This is a genomic window from Bradyrhizobium sp. WSM2254 (assembly GCF_000472645.1).
Classification (GTDB): Bacteria; Pseudomonadota; Alphaproteobacteria; order Rhizobiales; family Xanthobacteraceae; genus Bradyrhizobium; species Bradyrhizobium niftali.
In genome coordinates this window covers 122,080-139,610 of the sequence record NZ_AXAB01000021.1, presented here as the reverse complement: position 1 = coordinate 139,610, position 17,531 = coordinate 122,080, and the positions used below count along the sequence as shown (strand labels likewise).

Below are 17,531 nucleotides of genomic sequence, written 5' to 3'. Positions count from 1 at the left end.
ATGGCAAAAAATGGAAAGAAGCAGGCTGCCAGGTCAGTCGAGATGCTGAAGCACGACGAAGCCAAGCGGAAGAATATTCCTACGGCGGAATATCAATCGGTGCTTGAGAAGGAACAGCAAAACCCAAAGAAGGTGTTCTACCCTCGCAATCGCGACCTCGATCCGCAACTTGTCTGGCGCGGCAAGGACGAGCAGAATTGGAGTGACCTCGTTGTCCAGGCACCGCCACTCTACATCCAGGAAAAGGTCCACCCGAAGGTCTTGATCGATGATCTGCTTCGTACCACCAAGGAGCGCCAGCACGAAGGTGGCGAGATCACGCCTGACCTATTCGCGGATTTCAACGGGATTCCCAAGGGAGTCGACAAGACCGAGTTCTATCAGCACGACCAGAACTGGTCGAACCGCATGATCCTTGGCGACTCCCTCCAGGTGATGGCCAGCCTCGCGGAGCGCGAGGGCCTACGTGGCAAGGTGCAGTGCATCTATTTCGATCCGCCGTACGGCATTAGATTTAACAGCAATTTCCAGTGGTCTACGACTAGCCGCGATGTGAAGGATGGCAACGCTGGTCATATCACGCGCGAGCCGGAGCAAGTGAAGGCGTTTCGTGATACGTGGCGGGATGGGATACACAGTTACCTGACCTATCTCAGGGACCGCCTCGTCGTTTGCCGGGATTTGTTAACTGAATCAGGCGCGATTTTTGTTCAGATCGGTGACGAAAACGTACATCGAGTTCGAGCGCTCATGGATGAAGTCTTCGGCGAAGACAATTGCGTTTCAGAAATTGTTATTGAAAAGACGAGCGCTCAAACCGCGGATTATCTTTCGAGCACCTGCGATTTCCTTCTGTTTTACGCAAAGGAGAAATCACACCTCAAGTATCGCGAGGTTCTCAGAAGCAAAGGCTCAGATGAGACGATTCAGAGAGAATATCGTCGATATCGTGACACCCAAGGCCGTCCGCACACCATAGAGTCTGACGACCTCAAGAACTGGGAGAAGCTAAGCGAGCAATTTCGTCTCTATCGGCAAGACAACATCGTCTCACAGCGCCCGCCAGGTGATTTTCCTGTGCCGTTTGAAGGCAGGGAGTTTAAACCAATCACCGGCTATTGGAAAACTGGCAGGGAAGGTATGACGCGCTTGACGCGCGCAAACCGAATCGAGCTACGCGGAAGGATGTTGAGTTACGTTCGCTTCTTCGACGACTATTCGGTTGCGCGAAGAAGCAACTATTGGGGAGACACAAAATTCTCGAGTAGATCTGAGGAAAAGACCTACGTCGTACAAACCTCCGAGCGTGTTGTTGAACGCTGTCTTCTCATGGCTTCTGATCCAGGGGACCTCGTACTAGATCCAACCTGTGGTTCTGGAACTACGGCCACCGTAGCTGAGCAATGGGGCCGCCGCTGGATCACCATCGATACTTCGCGGGTCGCGCTCGCTCTGGCTCGCGCGCGGATCATGGGAGCGCGCTATCCCTTCTATCTTCTCGCCGATTCGCGCGAAGGGCAAATCAAGGAAGGCCAGGCTACGAACACGGCGCCGAGCACAAAGCCGGTGCACGGCGACATTCGTCACGGCTTTGTCTATGAGCGCGTGCCGCACATCACGCTGAAATCGATCGCCAACAATGCTGAGATCGATATCATCTGGGAACAGTGGCAGGCCAAGCTTGCGCCGTTGCTGGACCAGTTGAACAGCGCTCTAAACACTTCATGGCACGAATGGGAGATCCCGCGCGACGTGGACGGGCGGTGGCCTGAGTCGGCGAAGAGGCTACACGCCGAATGGTGGGTCGAGCGCATCGCGCGGCAGCAAGAAATTGACGCCTCGATCGCCGCCAAGGCCGAGTTCGAATACCTCTACGATAAGCCCTACACCGATAACAAAAAAGTCCGTGTTGCGGGACCCCTCACCGTCGAAAGCCTCAGTCCGCACCGCATCTTGGGCGTAGATGAGAACGACGAGCTGATCGATGGCCTTGAGGACCATGGCGCCGAATACGGAGCCAAGAAATCCTTCCCCGAAATGATCCTCGAAAATCTCAAGATCGCCGGTGTCCAGCAGGCACACAAAGAGGATCGGATCACCTTCACATCGCTCTCGCCTTGGCCGGGCGATCTCGTCTGCGCCGAAGGGCATTACATGGAAGGCGAAACCGAGCGACGCGCGGCGGTATTCATCGGCCCGGAGTTCGGCACTGTCCTCCGCGCCGATCTAGTCGCTGCCGCCCGCGAGGCCGGCGATGCTTCCTTCGACGTGCTGATCGCCTGCGCTTTCAATTACGAGGCCCACACTACCGAGTTCAACAAGCTCGGTCGCATTCCCGTGCTCAAAGCGCGTATGAACGCTGACCTGCACATGGCAGACGATCTCAAGAATACCGGCAAGGGCAACCTTTTCGTCATCTTCGGCGAACCCGACATCGATCTGATCCACGAGAAGGATGGCCGACTGCGCGTTAAAGTGAACGGCGTCGATGTGTTTAAGCCCCAGACCGGCGAAGTCATTAGTGACAATGCAGAAGGCATCGCGTGCTGGTTTATCGATACCAACTACAATGAGGAAAGCTTTTTTGTTCGTCACGCCTACTTCCTTGGCGCGAACGATCCCTACGGTGCGCTGAAGACAACGCTGAAGGCCGAGATTGATCCGGAGGCTTGGGCTACCCTGAACAGCGATATCTCGCGCCCATTCGACAGGCCAAAGAGCAGCCGCATCGCCGTTAAAGTCATCAATCACCTCGGCGATGAGGTCATGAAAGTATTTCGAGTAGAATGATTGTTGGGGGGGCAACTTGAAGAAAGCCAACAAGAAGCCATCGCGAAAGATTGTGAACACGAATTTTGGTGTGAAAGGACCATGGAAGGTTGTGGGAGGAACACTAAAGCGCAGCAAGGGCAATCCCGGAAGGGTCGAAAACCTATTCTCAATGATAGCTGAGAAATCGTTCCTTGATGAAGTGCGAACCACAGTTGACCCCATCTAAGTTTCAGAATGCGAGGTCACAAATGCTGCGCAAGTTCCCTGGAGCACGGTGATGCCGCCGCAACCAGACGATTTCGAACTTTTGGACATTGAAATCCCTCAGTACACCGCCGGGGATAGCCATCCGTTTTCAAAGGGACAGTATCCTCAATTCTACAAGGTCATCAAAGACCCGGCCGAAGGCAGAACCTCACGCACGTCTTTTTTTGAGAAGAACCTGGTCGGGCTCTACTGGGCCTTGGGTCGCCCGGTGCCCTACGCCTTTCGAACTCGGGATGGAGTCGTGCGCTCGCTCGATGCAGGCTGCGTCCAGTTCTTGTTCAATCGCCGTCCGCCAGAGCTCGAATTCGTTCGCGACCAGGAACAATATATCGTTGCTGTCAAACCACTGGAGCCACTCCTAGAGCGATTTCAGGACGCCTACCGATTGGCGACCGCACCCTACTCCGGCCTTGCGGAAACACTGGCTCTTCCTTTCGATGTAGACAGCCCCGTCGATGAGCGGCGGCGGGTTGTCTCGGAACAAGTCAGGCGTGACGGTACCTCCGCCTTTCGTCGAGATATCTCACAGGCTTGGGGAAATCGCTGCGCCATTTCCGGAGTGCGCGTCAGCGAAGTTCTAGAGGCTGCACATATTTTCCCGTACCTCGGACCCGCGACTAACGATCTCAGAAACGGGATATTGCTGAAGATTGATCTCCACATCCTGTTTGACGCTCACCTGCTATCCTTGGAGTACGTTTCCGGAGAACTGAAAGTTCGTACATCGAAGCGTCTGCGGGAGTCGGCTTACGCCAAGTGCCATGACAGGGCGATTAAGTTACCACAGAACCTATTTCATCGGCCTGCCCCCGATGCAGTACGAAAGCATTTCGAAGAATTCCAAAAGCTCGAATTAAAGGAATAGCAATGGGCCCTCTCTCTACACGCTTTGATGATGCATTGCTCTTTGCATCCGAGCTTCACCGCAATCAGACCAGGAAGGGAAGCGGGATCCCGTACATTGCGCACCTGATGAGCGTATCCAGCCGCGTGTTGTCGGCAGGCGGCACCGAGATCCAAGCGATTGCCGGCCTTCTGCACGACGCCGCTGAAGACCAAGGCGGGCAGGCTACGCTAGATGTGATCCGCGAGCGCTTTGGCCCTGAGGTCGCACAGATTGTGGCCGATTGCACAGACTCTTGGGTTGAGCCGAAACCGGAGTGGCGAACGCGAAAAGAGGCTTACCTCGCGAAACTGCCATCAAAGCCCGTCAATTCACAGTTGGTCTCACTTGCGGACAAGCTCGACAACGCCGAGGCCATCCTTAACGACTATCGTCAGATCGGCGATGAGCTATGGCGTCGTTTCACCGGCGCTCGTGAAGGCACAATCTGGTATTACCGCGAACTGAGCACAATTTTTGCCAAAGCCCTCCCTTCCCCACTGTCTCGCGATCTTGATCGCGTCGTCTCGCTCTTTCCACCCCCCGAGTAAGGGTCGCCATCGCACTCGGACATCGTTCGTACAGCAATAACGCACCAACCAGTCAAAATCCGAAACGCAAAATGTCGTACGTCTCCTCAACTGTCGCCCGCGTCATCGATCAGATCAACCGGTCGTATTTCCTCCCCGCGATCCAGCGTCCCTACGTCTGGCAACCAGATCAAATTATCGCTCTCTTTGACTCGCTGCTGAAGGGATACCCTATTAGCTCATTCTTGTTCTGGGAGATCCGGCGAGAGCACCGCTCGGACTGGGAGATATACAAGTTTATCGAAAACTTCCGGTACGGCGACACCCACAATGAGATGGCCGAGCCAGATGGCCGGGATCTCATCCTGGTACTGGATGGCCAGCAGCGGCTTACGTCCCTGTTAATCGGCTTGCGTGGCTCGTTCACTGTGCGCACTAAGTATGGAAGGCGCAACAATCCGGATGCTTGGAGCAGACAAAGGCTCTATATCGATCTACTGAAAGATCCAGCCTTTGATGACGTCCAAGATAGAGACACCGACGACCTCGGCATCACCTACGGTCTTCGGTTTGCGGAGGATGAGCCGCATAGTGATGCCGATCACCTATGGATGAAGGTGGGCCATATTCTGGACTGCACCAGTGACAATGCATTTTACGCGCTTGCCGACGGAATGTTAGCCAAACTATCACCTGACACACCGCTCCTAAGAAAGAGAGTGCTCGAGAAGAACCTCGATCGGCTGTACCGAGCCATTTGGAGAGACGAAGTCATCGCCTACTACACGGAAAAGGATCAGTCATACGACCGCGTGCTGGACATCTTTATCCGAGCAAACGACGGTGGGACGAAGCTGAGCAAGTCTGATCTTCTGCTTTCGATGATCACCTCCAAATGGGAAGGCGTGAGCGCGCGTCAAGAAATCTATGACTTCGTCGACCACCTTAACTCCGGCCTGGATGCGAGGAACGAGATCGATAAGGACTTCGTCATGAAGTCGTGCCTGGTACTCTCCGACCTCGATCAACGGTACAAGGTCGGCAACTTCACCACTGTGAATCTCAAGTTGATCGAGAAGAACTGGCGCGCAATCAAGGCGAGCCTTGATGCAACGCTTCGACTCGTGAACCGTTTTGGGATCGACCGGGAGACTTTGACTTCGGTTAACGCTCTGCTGCCCATCGCATATTACCTCTATCGGACCAACTGCGGCAGTCTGGACGGTTCAACGCCTTTTGAGGCGGAGAACGCGAAGCGCATCCATCAATGGCTCCTGGGTAGTCTCCTGAACGGGGTATTTGGTGGCAGCTCTGATCAAACTATTGGTACAGCACGTACTGTCATTCAGGAGTCGCTCCAGGGCGGCAGAGAGTTCCCCAATGGCGCACTGGTGCGCGGACTAGCATCGCGGGGCCGCATCACCGCCTTCGATGACAACAATATCGATGGAGTGCTGGAGATCGCCTATGGCAAGCGGAACTGCTTCCTGGCGGCTTCACTGCTCTACGACAGCGTCAATTGGGGGTCGACCCAGTATCACATCGACCACATCATTCCTCGGTCCTTTGCGGACCGGAAGGCCCTGATGGCGCGAAACATTCCGGAGACCCGCATTCAACAAATACTTGAAAGCGTAGATAAGCTCGGCAACCTTGAGCTTTTGCTCGGACGAGAGAACCTGGAAAAGACCAATACCCCGTTCCCACATTGGATACGAACGCGCGACAGTGATTTCCTTGAACGTCATCTCATCCCGAACGAACCGGACATTTGGGATGTTGCGGCGTTGCCGGAATTTGTCGCAGCCCGCGAGCGTCTGATCAGTCAGCGGTTGCGGCGGCTCAACTTAGGACCGTCTGCGTCGGGCGTCTCATCAGCAGTGTCACAAACCGAGGTAGGCGCACTGGGAAACTGATTGGCGGTGGCGTCACCAGCGAGGACGGCGCCACCGCCTCGAACGCAATTTGTCCGGAGCCGGCAGCACCACCAAACTTACCAGGGTTGCCGCCCTTTGAGCGATTTACGTCGGAGGGCGAACGGTATGTCCCCCACAGATTTCCTGATGGGCTATACAGGGTTGCTGATCCGGCTCTGGGTAGAACGAAACATCATTCCGCCAACCAGATCGCGATCACGGCGGAGCAGATCGGCGACTATTTGCGAAGGGGCTTTTTATTGCGCATGCGCGGAGAAGTCAGCGGCCAGGTGAACCTGATCGCTGCGTCGAAGATCAACGCAATCTCGGATTTCAACTCGCGGGCCGATGATCGCTAGATCCTGGTGGTATTGAGCTATGGGGCAACGTCATGGATTTTCGTATCGCCGACACCTTCACCGACAGTCTCGCCCGACTGACCGGCGACGAGCAGAAGGCAGTCAAGACCACCGCATTCGACCTGCAGCTCAATCCTGCCAATCCGGGCATGAGCTTCCACAAGCTCGATAAGGCCAGGGACAAGAACTTCTGGTCCGTTCGGGTGAACAGCGACATCCGGTTGATCGTCCATCGGAGCGATCAAAGTCTCCTGCTCTGCTACGTCGGTCATCATGACAAAGCTTACGATTGGGCAGAAAGGCGCAAGCTGGAGACTCATCCGAAAACCGGAGCGGCCCAGCTCGTCGAGATTCGCGAAACCGTGAAAGAGGTGCTTGTCCCGGTCTATGTGCAGACCGAATTGCCGTTGGTGCAGATGGAGAAGCTGCCGCTGTTCGCGAATATCACCGACGACGAACTACTGGGCTATGGCGTGCCAATTGAATGGCTCGCAGATGTCAAGAAGTCGACTGAGGACACGCTTCTGATCGTGGCAGATCATCTGCCGGCCGAGGCGGCCGAATCCCTGCTTGAACTTGCGACCGGCGGCAAGCCTCGCCCGGCTATCGCTCCAAAGGAGCTGACCAGCCCTTTCGAGCACCCGGACGCACAGCGCCGCTTCCGAATGATGACCAACGTCGAGGAGCTGGAGCGCGCGCTCGAATTTCCCTGGGAAAAGTGGACGGTCTTCCTGCATCCGGAGCAGCGCGACATAGTCGAACGCGACTATTCCGGACCGGCCCGAGTGTCAGGTTCGGCGGGTACGGGAAAGACGATCGTGGCGTTGCACCGGGCGGTGCATCTGGCCCGGACCTATCCGCAGGCTCGCGTGCTTCTGACCACCTTTTCCGACACCCTCGCCCATGCCCTTCAGGCGAAACTACGTCGTCTGTTGGCAAATGAACCCCGGCTCGGCGAGCGGATCGACGTGCACTCTCTCAGCAGCATCGGATTTCGTTTGCACAAATCGCATGTCGGGCCGGCCACGATTGCAACTACCGAGGTCGTTCGGGATCTGATTATCAGAGTAGCTGCGGCGACTGACCACAAGTTCAGCTCGCGGTTTCTCATCGCCGAATGGGACCAGGTTGTTGATGCCTGGCAGCTAAGATCGTGGGAGGCCTACCGCGACGTTGCCAGACTCGGGCGCAAGACCCGCCTGCCGGAGCCGCAGCGCAAGGTACTGTGGTCGATCTTCGAGCGCGTTCAGGCAGAGCTGCAATCGATGCAGTTGATCACATGGCCGGAGCTGTTCAACTCGCTCGCTAACGCGATCGGCCGCGACAAGCGGATCGTATTCGACTTTGCGGTCGTCGATGAAGCACAGGACGTCAATCCCGCCCATCTGAGATTTTTGGCGGCGATCGGCGGCGACCGTGCGAACGCCCTGTTCTTTGCGGGCGACTTGGGGCAGCGCATTTTCCAGCAGCCCTTTTCCTGGAAGTCGCTGGGTATCGATATTAGGGGGCGCTCGCGAACACTGCGTGTCAACTATCGGACGTCACATCAGATTCGCAGTCAGGCCGACCGCCTGCTCGGTCCTTCGGTCACGGACGCCGATGGCAACGTGGAGAAGCGGGACGATGCAATCTCGGTCTTCAATGGTCCAGAGCCGAAGATTCTTGCGCTGCAGGATGAACGCAACGAATGCAAGGCGGTTGGACGCTGGATCGCCGAACTGACCGCGGCCGGCCTGCTCCCGCACGAATTCGGAGTATTCGTGCGCTCCGAAGCGCAACTCGACCGAGCCCGCGCGGCGGTTGAGGACGCAGGGCTCGAGTTTAGGCTTCTGGACGATCGGGTTGAAACCGCGAGTGGACAGGTCTCAATCGCCACCATGCATCTGGCCAAGGGCCTGGAGTTCCGTGCCGTCGTCGTGATGTCTTGCGACGACGAGGTGATCCCGCTCCAAGAGCGCATTGAGCACGTAGGCGACGATGCCGATCTACAGGAGGTGTACGAGACCGAGCGTCATTTGCTCTACGTTGCCTGCACTCGTGCCCGAGACCATCTGCTGGTCTGTGGTGTGACACCTGTTTCCGAGTTTCTGGACGATTTCTAAAAGGTCTAAAGTGAAACGTTCGGCAGCAGCCCGGAGCTCTAACCGCTCGTTAGACCAACGAGCAAATTCCTCAGTAAATTCAACGCATCCGCTATCACCGGTTCACGCTACGTACCCGGTTATCTGCTACGTTTCTGCTACGAAACTGCTACGGATCGCGTTCCGTTCTCTCGGATTTATCGGTGACCAATTCACGCTACAGCGCCGCTGGTGCGACGGCATGCTGACTCTGTTCGGCACCTCCCCATAGCTCTCGTCGAGACCCAACGCCCAGGGACGGCCGAACGCATCCAGCGCACCCGGCAGTCGCTCGAACGGCAACGTCGGCAAGGGCGACTTCTGCGATGCGCTCCACCGGGACACGCCGCGCGCCATACCGAAGATCGAGGGGCGGTCCTGTCCGTTGGGCACCTTCACGAGCGGAGACAGCTGCAAGGCGTTCCGATGATGGACGGAGATTGTCACCAAGAAAGGCACGGTCGGAATGATCGCCGCCTAAAAGGACTTGCAAACGACACCATACCCGTAGAAACCGATCAATGATGCAACTCGCAGGGGGCGAGGCACATGGCGGCGGACGAAAAACCAGACCACTACTGGCGCGACGTACTCAAGGGTGCGTGGGCAAGCACGCTCGATCTGGTAGGCTGGGACAAGAAGAAGGCCCTCAGTGCCGCGTTTGTGCCGATCGGCACGCTGGTTATCACCGGCATCGCCAACGGGTTCTCCTCATTGTCGACGATAATCAGCTTAATTGTCGGCGTTGTACTGCTCGTACCGTTGCTGTTTCTGTGGGGCACTGTTCAAACTCAAGCCGATATGTACCGCGCCCTTGCGAAACAACAGACTACCCCAGCGTCACCCGAGATCAATCAACCCACGATGTCCAAGCCCGACTTCGACATGTGGAGGCACCGGGACAAGCTGACACTGATTGAAGCCGCACAGCTATGGGCAGGGTTCAGACCCAGTTTGAGCTTGGGCACTCGGGGTAGCGTCAAAGACACATACGCCATGCTGACGGGCGCGATCCAAAAGGGTGAACTGCCGTTTATCGCTGATGGCTCGATCGATCCGCATTCTCGCGACACCTTGCGACAGTTGCAACAGCAGAGCCCGCATCAGAACACGCAACTAACAAGAGTTGGTCTCAAGGCATTTGCCGCCAAATACGGATACGATCCCGAGTTCCTACGCGATCGAACCCCAGATGCCGTGGTTACGTAATGAACTCGGGGGGCACTGGAAGCCAGATCCTAGACCTGCTGATCGCGGGCATAGTACTAGCCTTCATCTTCTTTCTAATCCTGCGCAACTGGCAATCGATCAAGATCGGCATTGCGATCGTCGGGGTTATCGCGGTTGGCCTCGGCCTCGCGTTCTTGGCGCTCGTCGTGTTGGTGACGATTGGTTTAGCAGGTTATGAAGGTTACAAAACCAAGCAGTGCCAAACAGTCTATGAGCGTGTCGCGAAAGCGAGATCAGCGCCGGACGACTACTTCGGCAACAAGATGCGCAGTGACTCCGAAGCCGAACAATCGTCCTGCAACGAACTTGCGACACGGCTTGCCGAACGCGCGAAGACCGCAAAGCCCGACGACTTCGACCCGCTCGATCTCGTTCGCAAGATAATGCAGCGCTGATAGCCAGCACTGCCCCCGGCGGCGACTGCGACTATGGCGACAACGAGGAAGCGACTAAAGCGTGAATCGTGCCGCGATGGATGGGAAGATTGACGCCGGCACCTCGGGTCTACAACAAAGCACCATGGGGACGCTCCCCATGTGCTGGTGACCGTGACGAAGTTTGCTATCGCTTCGAGTGCGAGCAGCTACCCGTTATCGACTTCAGCGGGCTCGCCGGCAAAAATCTGGTCCGCTTCTCGCGCGCCTTGGCAGCAACTACAACGACGTTCGAGATACCATCCAAAAGCTAATGCGGCGCCGCAACCGCACGGTCATCAACGGGCTGACATTCGACGGTGCGACGACCAACCCGATGTAGCAGGCCCGTTAGAGACGCACTCATAGGTTTCTTGGCTGTGACGGCTTCTTGCCCGCGACGCAGCCTTCAGCCTTTGTCATGCGTGGTCGGCGATGGAAAACTGATTGCAGCAAAAGGGCTCACCAACTTATACTTGTTGCAGGGCGGAACGGAGGGCGGCACATGGGATTCTGGAAGAACCTGTTTGGGGGCACTTCCCGGCAGCCCGCGCCAACCGCATGGGACTACGTCAAGCAAGTCGCTCATGAGAACACGGAGCGCAGACGCCGCACCATCGAACAGGCGCCTCGGGCTACTCCAGAGGAAATGGCAAATTGCATCGCAAGCCTACGTTCGATTGACCAACTGAACCGTGCGTACAACGACATGAGGCATGCCGATTTCTGCGACGCAATCTTGGAAGCGATACGACGGGGGAATTTGCCCGCCACGGACGTCACTCACGCGCTGTACGTTCGAGAATGGGTTTCCACTGGCGCGGCGTGGCGCACCTCATTTCCCGAGTGGTTACCGATCGAAGGGCGAGTACATTTTCTCAAACTCAACGACGAGTGGCTGCGAAACAGTGATCAACGAACAGACTTCAACGATTGGATGGTAGGCGGAAAGATCGCGCGGGAAGTCCCCCAGCCGAAGCTTCCAGCGGCCAAGGAACCAACAGCACAATCGTGGGGGAATAGTTGGAACGGAACTCAGTCCTCCGCCACAGATGGCAGGTGGCGCAAGGAGGGCGGGAAGTTGGTGTGCGATCACCGGGTGACCGCGGCAATTCCACAGGAAATGGCGACCTCTTTGCAGATAACGTGCTCCGTCAGTCGCTACCTGAATGGCACAATCGACACCGACCTGCATTTTCGGCTGACACCCTATCTTCATTTGATGCCCGACGAGGAGCCCTTCGAGCCGCATCTGGTGAAGGCGCCGTTCATCCTTGGCCTGATCGCAGACGGTTCGGGGCGCGGGACCGAGAATGATCCGTTGGTACGCGGTGGCATGTTCGAGGTGAATGGGTCCGCGAGCGAGGACGATCCTGAAACCGCGTTTCTTGGGATCATCAGCAGCCGAGACACGATGCTGGCCGTGCGAACGCTCGGCGTTGGTACAGATTTGACTTTGACTTTGACGGATCGCGATGCAGATTCGCCAGTGAGGCTTCGCCTACGGCTCAAGGGGGCCCCCTCGTTCACTCGCCTGTATGAGGGCCTGCGAGCAACTGCCTGATGTCAGCGGGAGAGAGTGTACGTGACGACTTACCAACACACCGTAACGGTTGGAGATAGTGAGTTCATCGCCTTGTGCGCGGCATTGGAACTGATGATCGAACACTGCGATGCGATGTTGGCGGACGGCGCTGGTGCTCCATATTGGGCTCACAAACAGAGCTGTCTAAAGATTCTGCAAAGGCTTCGAACTTCACCAGCGCAGATGACCAGCACCAACACTTTCTTTGACAGGGGTTAGCGACGCGCGTCCAGCGTCCATGTGCCGCCCTGGTTCTCTGCTTCTTGCGCGTTCGGCAAGCCGGGTCGCGAGTTCATTGCACGACGATGGGTCGGCATCATGATCCGCGCGATGCCGAAGTAGTCGTTGGCACAGATCCAATGGGAGACGAGGGTGGCCTTCAAACCAGATCTTTTCAGGAAAGAACTTCGAGAATTGATCGACGGGCATCTCGGCCCATCGGCCACGTTCAAGGACTACCTCGACATAGTCCTGGAGCTGGAGAGCGAACAGGACCGGCTCGGAGCTGAGGGGGATAAGGTTGGCGGGTTCACCATCGCGCCCGAGGAGACGGCGTAGGCTGCGCCCCAAAATGGGAGCGAGCGCCGATGCCGCGGCGCGCCTGCCGGACATGCTTCTCGGCCGGCCGCTGTTCGGAGTCAACGTCGCCGATTAGCTGGTCCGCAACGGCCTCGCGCTGAATTGGCCGCGCTCCTCCAAAGGGAAGTACGGGGCTGCTCAGCACGAAGCCGAACGCAGTGGGCGCGGCATGTGGTCGGGCAGTTATGTTCTGCCTTGGCTCTATCGACCGTGCATCACTCAAGGCGGAACCCCCGCTGGCTGCTCTGACGATCCAAGTACCCAACGTTGACCCAGCATTCTGGCACGCGCCGTTTAGAGCCGTGCGGCGCCGTGTGGACTCCAAAAATTTAACACCCCTATACTGAGCGCCGCAGGGTCTCCTTTCGACAGCCCTGTCAAACATCAACCACTGAGAACCTGATGCCCTACTTCTACGACGCTGAAAACGCGCGGCCGGTTTTGGCCGTCCGCCTCGCCGCCCACCAGATGGCTCGCATCGATGAAGCCCGCCATCGCCTGAAGCTTTCGCGAAGCGACCTGGCGAGACGCGCGCTGAATGACCTGCTCGACCGAATGCAGGTTGAGGGCACCGCACGATAACCCGATCCAAAAGAAACCCGCCGTTGACGCGGCGGGCTGAGGACACTCACTATTAGATGACAGCCGTAATATGAAGCCAAACTTGAAGAAAAGCAAGCCCAACTCGGAAGCGCCGATCCTCACGTCACCGGAAGGCGTGAAGATACAGATCACCGCCGGCCGCAAGCTGCAAGAAATCCGGTCCTACGCTGAAGATCCGGAAATCACAGACGCCCAGTTCAGGGCGCTGGTCTGCGTCGTAGATCGTCTGAACGAGGGGCGCTCCGGAGATGAGAGTCGGTGGGGAAGCGCCTATCCGAATTACGAAACCCTCGCGAAGGATATCGCGAAGGACGCCCGCGCCGCAAAGCGCATCATCAAGGAACTGAAAACCGGACAGCGTGAAATCCGCTCCAAAAGCGGGGAGAGGAAGCTTGTCCCATGCAAGGCAGTCCTGAACGTCAAGAGCACCAAGAAAGGCAAATCTGACGAGGTCAATGAGTACCGTCTGAAGAAGTGGGGAGCCTTCGCTGTCGCATCTGGAGAGGATGCGTTCACCGCACCCCCACAATCCGAGGAGGGTGAGGTGACCGGTCAGGAGGGGTGCGGTGACCCGTCAGGAGGGATGCGGTCACCTGTGCATGAGAGTCCGGTCACCGCACCCGACTCTTCTCAGGGACCCCGCTCAGAGACCCACCCCAAAGACCCGCCTCAATCTGCGCCCGCCTCCGGCGAGCGAGGGCCGGCTAATTTGGATTCGTCTCAGGTTGGCGATGGCGCATCACCGCAAGCCGGCAATGAAAATCAGCGACAGGACGAGGACACGCGCCCGTATCGCGAAGCGGCCGAACGATGCTGGGGGATGTTTCAGAAGGCACCGCAAGAAGAGCGGCCGGAATTCATACGGCAGTTTGTTGCTCTCTGCCATTCAGGCAAGATCAAGGGCTCACGGTCTTTCGAGTTCGGTATCCGGCAGATGCAGGCCAGCCGGTCGGAAATCTGCTTTCACACGCGCCCTCTTGAGTTTTTGGAGAGGCGGATGTGGCTCGACTACAACTCTGGCGACAAAGCCAAGTCAGCGATGGCGATCTAGTTCAACCTTGACCCGCAGCAGCCCAGCGGCGCGCTGCCGGTCGATCGACCTTCGTCACCCATTCAGCCGGTGCCCCGCCTCCTCCCTAGGGCCGCCACCGGCTCTCCATTCTCGCATTCCCATCATCACCATGCCAGGCCGCCAGAGCGTGCCACCGGCCGAAAGCGTTTTCCATGACAACTTCACTGGACCAGACCACCCGCCGCCTCAACTTTTCCCGACCTTCAGGAAAACCTGCCGGCCGCCATCGCGTCACCGTCCGCGAAGCTGATGACCGACATGGTCGGTTCGAAATCCTGCTCCCGGATGGGGCGAGCCTGCCGGCTTCCCGCACGCCGCTGCTCGCCGCAGCTCGCTACCTGCTCAGTGAAGGTGTGAACCCTTCCGCGGTTGTCGAGATGCGTCACGCCGGCCGGCCTGATACCGTGGCCGCATTCGGCAGAGTGGGTGCACTCGCAAAGCTCGACGTTCGTGAGGATCAAACGAGTGGACCACGCTTCTGTAGGTGGCGACCACCACCACAAGACCGGGGCTAGACGCTGCGGGTATCGATCGCTCATGCGTTTTTCAGGATGGAGGCTACCATCCCAGCTCTCACCGTCAGTTGCGCTCTACGAGCTCCGCTGCAAGCCATCAAGCGTGATCGATGGTGGGCTATGAAAAGCTCCGTCGACTCGCCCGTTTACCCCACTGAAAAGCGAGACGCTTTTTCGCACGCAATTCGCATTCCGAGCCTCGCGGACTAGACAAACTCTCAATATGGGTGTACATTCTTTGTCACGATGCCACCCGATTAAACGGCACCCAGCATCAACCACATGGACCCCAAGCGGGTCCATTTCCATTTCTACCCAGACCCGCTGTCGCCTTCACTGGCGCGGCGGGTTTTTCTTTGGAGAACACCATGAAGAAAACCGCCTTCAACGCGGACGAGCTTGTCACGTCGCCGATGGTCTATGTCGGGATCAGGCTACCCAAAATACTGATCGACAAGATCGACGACGCGGCACAAGCCGACGACCCATCGGCCCCGAACCGATCGAGCCTGATGCGTCGATTTCTGATCGCCGGCCTCAAGCGGGAGGCTGCCTGAGATGACCACGGACGCAATTGAGGACGCCGTCCTCTCTGCCGCACGCGCCAGAGGCTATGCGCTCAACTCAGCGACCATGGCGACGGTCGCAATCGATTTGGCTGGAAGCACGTTGGACGGCGACCTGATCTCAGTCCCCGGTAAAGGCTCGCTGTCCGTCCAGGACTATCTTCGCGACCTACATGACCGGGCACCGAGCGGCTTCAGCCGGCCGCAACAGCCAGACAAACCCAACGCGGAGCGCACAATCACCGAGATGCGCCGGAAACGGCCGCTCGATGCCGCATGGCATGCACGCCACGCCAAGGCTACCGGCATCACGAAGTCCATGATGAGCGAGATCGCTGCAAGTCGCGGCGAAAACAAGGGGAACTGACATGACACGACGACTGCGCAGCGCAATCTCAACCCGGGTTGCCATCGAGGCAATCCCCCCCGATGCCCGCGAGCAACGCGCCAGACACCTTGTCACCCGCGAGCGAGGGCAGCGCTTGGCCGCTGCTCAAGTGGAGCTGGCCATGGCTGAGCGGATGCATGCGGACGCCCTTGCGCTTGTGCCAGAAGCAGAAGCCGCCGTGGCGGCCGCCAAGACACGGCTCGCGGAGATCGAAGCGGAGATGAGCAAAGCAGCACTGGCCGCCTGACAGGCAGCCCGTTAGATTGGACGGCGGTTCAGCTCTCTCCAGAGGCCGCCGTTCACATAGGGAGGCGCGACACAGGTGATCTTGAGACTTGCGAAACTGCTCGCACTCGCGGTGGCTCTCGCCATGGTCGCGCCTCCCGCCCTCGCTGCCCCGTACTGCCAGCCCACCAACGGTCGCGATCAGATCATCAAGACAAGCGGCGCGTGTCCGGTCGGATATTTGGCGACCGGAGCCTGCTGTGTCGCGCTCCATCCCGACTCGCCACGGGCATTCGCCCGTCTGCCCGGCCGCGCATGTCCTACCGGGTCCTTCGCCAGCGCCGGCAGCTATTGCGTATCACTGCGGTAGTCGTGCCAAGACGCGCTGCACTTGCACCGCCTGCCACTTTCCGTTGCCGAGCGCGGTCGGAATGCCGGCCTCGTTCAAGCGATCTGCAATCGCCCGTAGCGACGTTGCGCCGTCCGCCTGTAGCTTGCGGATCGTCGGCCCGATATCGGCCGCATGCTTCGTGGTGCGCTCCAAGAGGGCTTTCCGGGAAGCTTCCTGCATCTTCGCACCGGGGACAACGCCACGGTTGCCGCCAAGCTTCTTCCCCCGGCGCTTGGCCGCTGCCAGTGCTGCCTTGGTGCGGGCTGAGATCATGCCGGCTTCCAACTCCGCCACGGCCACCATCTGTTGCAACATGAACTTGCCGGTCGCACCTTCAATCGCGGGTAGATCAGCAAACCGAACGTCAACGCCGGCCTCAAGCAGGCGGGACAGGAAGGCGACAGAGCGCGTAAGGCGGTCAACCTTTGAGACCACCAGCGCAGCCCGATGCAGTCGCGCCGCGGCCAGTGCCTGCTCCAGCGCGGGCCGGTCAGATCGCTTACCCGACTCCACCTCGGTGAATTCGGCAACGATCGTCCAGTCGCCACCGTTGAGATACGCCGCAACCGCGGCGCGTTGAGCCTCGATGCCGAGACCAGACTTACCCTGCTTGCCGGTGGAAACCCGGTAGTAGGTGACGAACTTCCCGTTGTGCTGCGCCATGGCCTGCCCGTTACGAATGCCTCAACGTCCGTTGACATATCTGTAACGGGCGGCCTAAGGCTCCGTCAATACAAATCTTGTGCCCGCAATGGACGGCGGACCGGCGGTGATCGCCGGTCCAACCGCCTTGCAGCACCAGCTAGGCGATGATCGTTTCGCTCCGGTGCAATACGCCCGCGTCTCGGCACCAGCGCTCCACCGTCTCCAGATCGCCAGCGTCCAAGACGGTGTTGTCTTTGACCAAGGCGAAGCGGCTGCCATGCATGCCTTGCCGCTCCCGTGGCGAGAGCGTGCAAATCTTGCTGCGGTAGTTCTGAGAGCGTTCGAAACGACGCTGGACGGCTTTGAATGTGACTGTCGTGCTCATGGCATGATCCTTCCATGGGCCGCGCCAGATACGGCACAGCCCTTGAGTTGATGATCGATGCGGCGCGTTGCGATGAGCACGGTCCCC

Annotated in this window: 17 protein-coding genes and 1 pseudogene; 15 read left to right on the top strand and 3 right to left on the bottom strand. The window is 58.1% G+C overall.

Going from position 1 to position 17,531, the window contains the following annotated elements:
- From A3M7_RS0116220 to A3M7_RS0116155, 12 genes and pseudogenes are all read left to right on the top strand, one after another.
- Positions 1-2,790: a site-specific DNA-methyltransferase gene (locus A3M7_RS0116220; protein WP_027544876.1), complete on the top strand. Its 2,790-nt coding sequence runs from the start codon at positions 1-3 to the stop codon at positions 2,788-2,790.
- A 259-nt stretch (positions 2,791-3,049) separates the two neighbouring features.
- Positions 3,050-3,904 carry an HNH endonuclease gene (locus A3M7_RS44285; RefSeq protein ID WP_049823452.1) on the top strand — a complete coding sequence of 285 codons (855 nt, stop codon included), beginning with the start codon at positions 3,050-3,052 and terminating at the stop codon, positions 3,902-3,904.
- A 2-nt stretch (positions 3,905-3,906) separates the two neighbouring features.
- On the top strand, positions 3,907-4,473 hold the full coding sequence (locus tag A3M7_RS0116210; protein WP_049823450.1) for an HD domain-containing protein: 567 nt from the start codon (positions 3,907-3,909) through the stop codon (positions 4,471-4,473).
- A 71-nt stretch (positions 4,474-4,544) separates the two neighbouring features.
- A complete protein-coding gene (locus A3M7_RS0116205; RefSeq protein WP_027544874.1) occupies positions 4,545-6,368 on the top strand; it encodes a DUF262 domain-containing protein in 1,824 nt (607 codons plus the stop codon).
- Positions 6,369-6,759: 391 nt separating this feature from the next.
- Entirely contained in the window at positions 6,760-8,829 is a 2,070-nt protein-coding gene (locus A3M7_RS0116195; protein WP_027544873.1) for a UvrD-helicase domain-containing protein, read from the top strand.
- 567 nt (positions 8,830-9,396) lie between these two features.
- The gene (locus A3M7_RS0116190; protein ID WP_027544872.1) at positions 9,397-10,056 is read left to right on the top strand and encodes a hypothetical protein; all 660 of its coding nucleotides are present in this window, start codon (positions 9,397-9,399) and stop codon (positions 10,054-10,056) included.
- A complete protein-coding gene (locus A3M7_RS0116185) occupies positions 10,056-10,472 on the top strand; it encodes a hypothetical protein (RefSeq protein WP_027544871.1) in 417 nt (138 codons plus the stop codon). The genes A3M7_RS0116190 and A3M7_RS0116185 overlap by 1 nt, the downstream gene beginning before the upstream one ends.
- Positions 10,473-10,716: 244 nt before the next feature.
- Positions 10,717-10,879, top strand: a pseudogene (locus A3M7_RS50490) (recombinase family protein); the annotation flags it as partial.
- Positions 10,880-10,995: 116 nt separating this feature from the next.
- Positions 10,996-12,054, top strand: a complete 1,059-nt coding sequence (locus A3M7_RS0116180) for a hypothetical protein (protein WP_027544870.1) — start codon at positions 10,996-10,998, stop codon at positions 12,052-12,054.
- A 393-nt stretch (positions 12,055-12,447) separates the two neighbouring features.
- Complete coding sequence (locus tag A3M7_RS48555; RefSeq protein WP_156936892.1) at positions 12,448-12,633, top strand: hypothetical protein; 186 nt, start codon at positions 12,448-12,450, stop codon at positions 12,631-12,633.
- Positions 12,634-13,056: 423 nt separating this feature from the next.
- Complete coding sequence (locus tag A3M7_RS0116160) at positions 13,057-13,236, top strand: ribbon-helix-helix protein, CopG family (protein WP_027544869.1); 180 nt, start codon at positions 13,057-13,059, stop codon at positions 13,234-13,236.
- Positions 13,237-13,318: 82 nt separating this feature from the next.
- Positions 13,319-14,308, top strand: a complete 990-nt coding sequence (locus A3M7_RS0116155; RefSeq protein ID WP_156936891.1) for a hypothetical protein — start codon at positions 13,319-13,321, stop codon at positions 14,306-14,308.
- Between the two features lie 224 nt (positions 14,309-14,532).
- Here A3M7_RS0116155 and A3M7_RS0116150 read toward each other — a convergent pair whose 3' ends face one another.
- Positions 14,533-14,715: a hypothetical protein gene (locus A3M7_RS0116150; RefSeq protein WP_198033753.1), complete on the bottom strand. Its 183-nt coding sequence runs from the start codon at positions 14,713-14,715 to the stop codon at positions 14,533-14,535.
- Between the two features lie 497 nt (positions 14,716-15,212).
- On the opposite strand from A3M7_RS0116150, the gene A3M7_RS0116145 reads away from it, so the two are divergent.
- The 3 genes from A3M7_RS0116145 to A3M7_RS0116135 are packed head-to-tail and all read left to right on the top strand — an operon-like array spanning position 15,213 to position 16,045.
- Positions 15,213-15,401 carry a hypothetical protein gene (locus A3M7_RS0116145; RefSeq protein WP_027544866.1) on the top strand — a complete coding sequence of 63 codons (189 nt, stop codon included), beginning with the start codon at positions 15,213-15,215 and terminating at the stop codon, positions 15,399-15,401.
- 1 nt (position 15,402) lies between these two features.
- Positions 15,403-15,777: a hypothetical protein gene (locus A3M7_RS0116140; RefSeq protein ID WP_027544865.1), complete on the top strand. Its 375-nt coding sequence runs from the start codon at positions 15,403-15,405 to the stop codon at positions 15,775-15,777.
- A 1-nt stretch (position 15,778) separates the two neighbouring features.
- A complete protein-coding gene (locus tag A3M7_RS0116135) occupies positions 15,779-16,045 on the top strand; it encodes a hypothetical protein (protein WP_027544864.1) in 267 nt (88 codons plus the stop codon).
- A gap of 336 nt (positions 16,046-16,381) precedes the next feature.
- Here the strand turns inward: A3M7_RS0116135 and A3M7_RS0116130 are convergent, their stop codons facing one another.
- Together A3M7_RS0116130 and A3M7_RS0116125 are read right to left on the bottom strand one after the other, a co-directional pair.
- The gene (locus A3M7_RS0116130) at positions 16,382-17,077 is read right to left on the bottom strand and encodes a recombinase family protein (RefSeq protein WP_027544863.1); all 696 of its coding nucleotides are present in this window, start codon (positions 17,075-17,077) and stop codon (positions 16,382-16,384) included.
- A 139-nt stretch (positions 17,078-17,216) separates the two neighbouring features.
- The gene (locus A3M7_RS0116125) at positions 17,217-17,444 is read right to left on the bottom strand and encodes a hypothetical protein (protein ID WP_027544862.1); all 228 of its coding nucleotides are present in this window, start codon (positions 17,442-17,444) and stop codon (positions 17,217-17,219) included.
- Between the last annotated feature and the right edge of the window lie 87 nt (positions 17,445-17,531).

Excerpts from the sequence above, each read along its gene's own strand:
- A3M7_RS0116220 (WP_027544876.1), top strand. The coding sequence starts at position 1 with ATGGCAAAAAATGGAAAGAAGCAGGCTGCCAGGTCAGTCGAGATGCTG.
- A3M7_RS44285 (WP_049823452.1), top strand. The coding sequence starts at position 3,050 with ATGCCGCCGCAACCAGACGATTTCGAACTTTTGGACATTGAAATCCCT.
- A3M7_RS0116210 (WP_049823450.1), top strand. The coding sequence starts at position 3,907 with ATGGGCCCTCTCTCTACACGCTTTGATGATGCATTGCTCTTTGCATCC.
- A3M7_RS0116205 (WP_027544874.1), top strand. The coding sequence starts at position 4,545 with ATGTCGTACGTCTCCTCAACTGTCGCCCGCGTCATCGATCAGATCAAC.
- A3M7_RS0116195 (WP_027544873.1), top strand. The coding sequence starts at position 6,760 with ATGGATTTTCGTATCGCCGACACCTTCACCGACAGTCTCGCCCGACTG.
- A3M7_RS0116190 (WP_027544872.1), top strand. The coding sequence starts at position 9,397 with ATGGCGGCGGACGAAAAACCAGACCACTACTGGCGCGACGTACTCAAG.
- A3M7_RS0116185 (WP_027544871.1), top strand. The coding sequence starts at position 10,056 with ATGAACTCGGGGGGCACTGGAAGCCAGATCCTAGACCTGCTGATCGCG.
- A3M7_RS0116180 (WP_027544870.1), top strand. The coding sequence starts at position 10,996 with ATGGGATTCTGGAAGAACCTGTTTGGGGGCACTTCCCGGCAGCCCGCG.
- A3M7_RS0116160 (WP_027544869.1), top strand. The coding sequence starts at position 13,057 with ATGCCCTACTTCTACGACGCTGAAAACGCGCGGCCGGTTTTGGCCGTC.
- A3M7_RS0116145 (WP_027544866.1), top strand. The coding sequence starts at position 15,213 with ATGAAGAAAACCGCCTTCAACGCGGACGAGCTTGTCACGTCGCCGATG.
- A3M7_RS0116140 (WP_027544865.1), top strand. The coding sequence starts at position 15,403 with ATGACCACGGACGCAATTGAGGACGCCGTCCTCTCTGCCGCACGCGCC.
- A3M7_RS0116135 (WP_027544864.1), top strand. The coding sequence starts at position 15,779 with ATGACACGACGACTGCGCAGCGCAATCTCAACCCGGGTTGCCATCGAG.
- A3M7_RS0116130 (WP_027544863.1), bottom strand. The coding sequence starts at position 17,077 with ATGGCGCAGCACAACGGGAAGTTCGTCACCTACTACCGGGTTTCCACC.
- A3M7_RS0116125 (WP_027544862.1), bottom strand. The coding sequence starts at position 17,444 with ATGAGCACGACAGTCACATTCAAAGCCGTCCAGCGTCGTTTCGAACGC.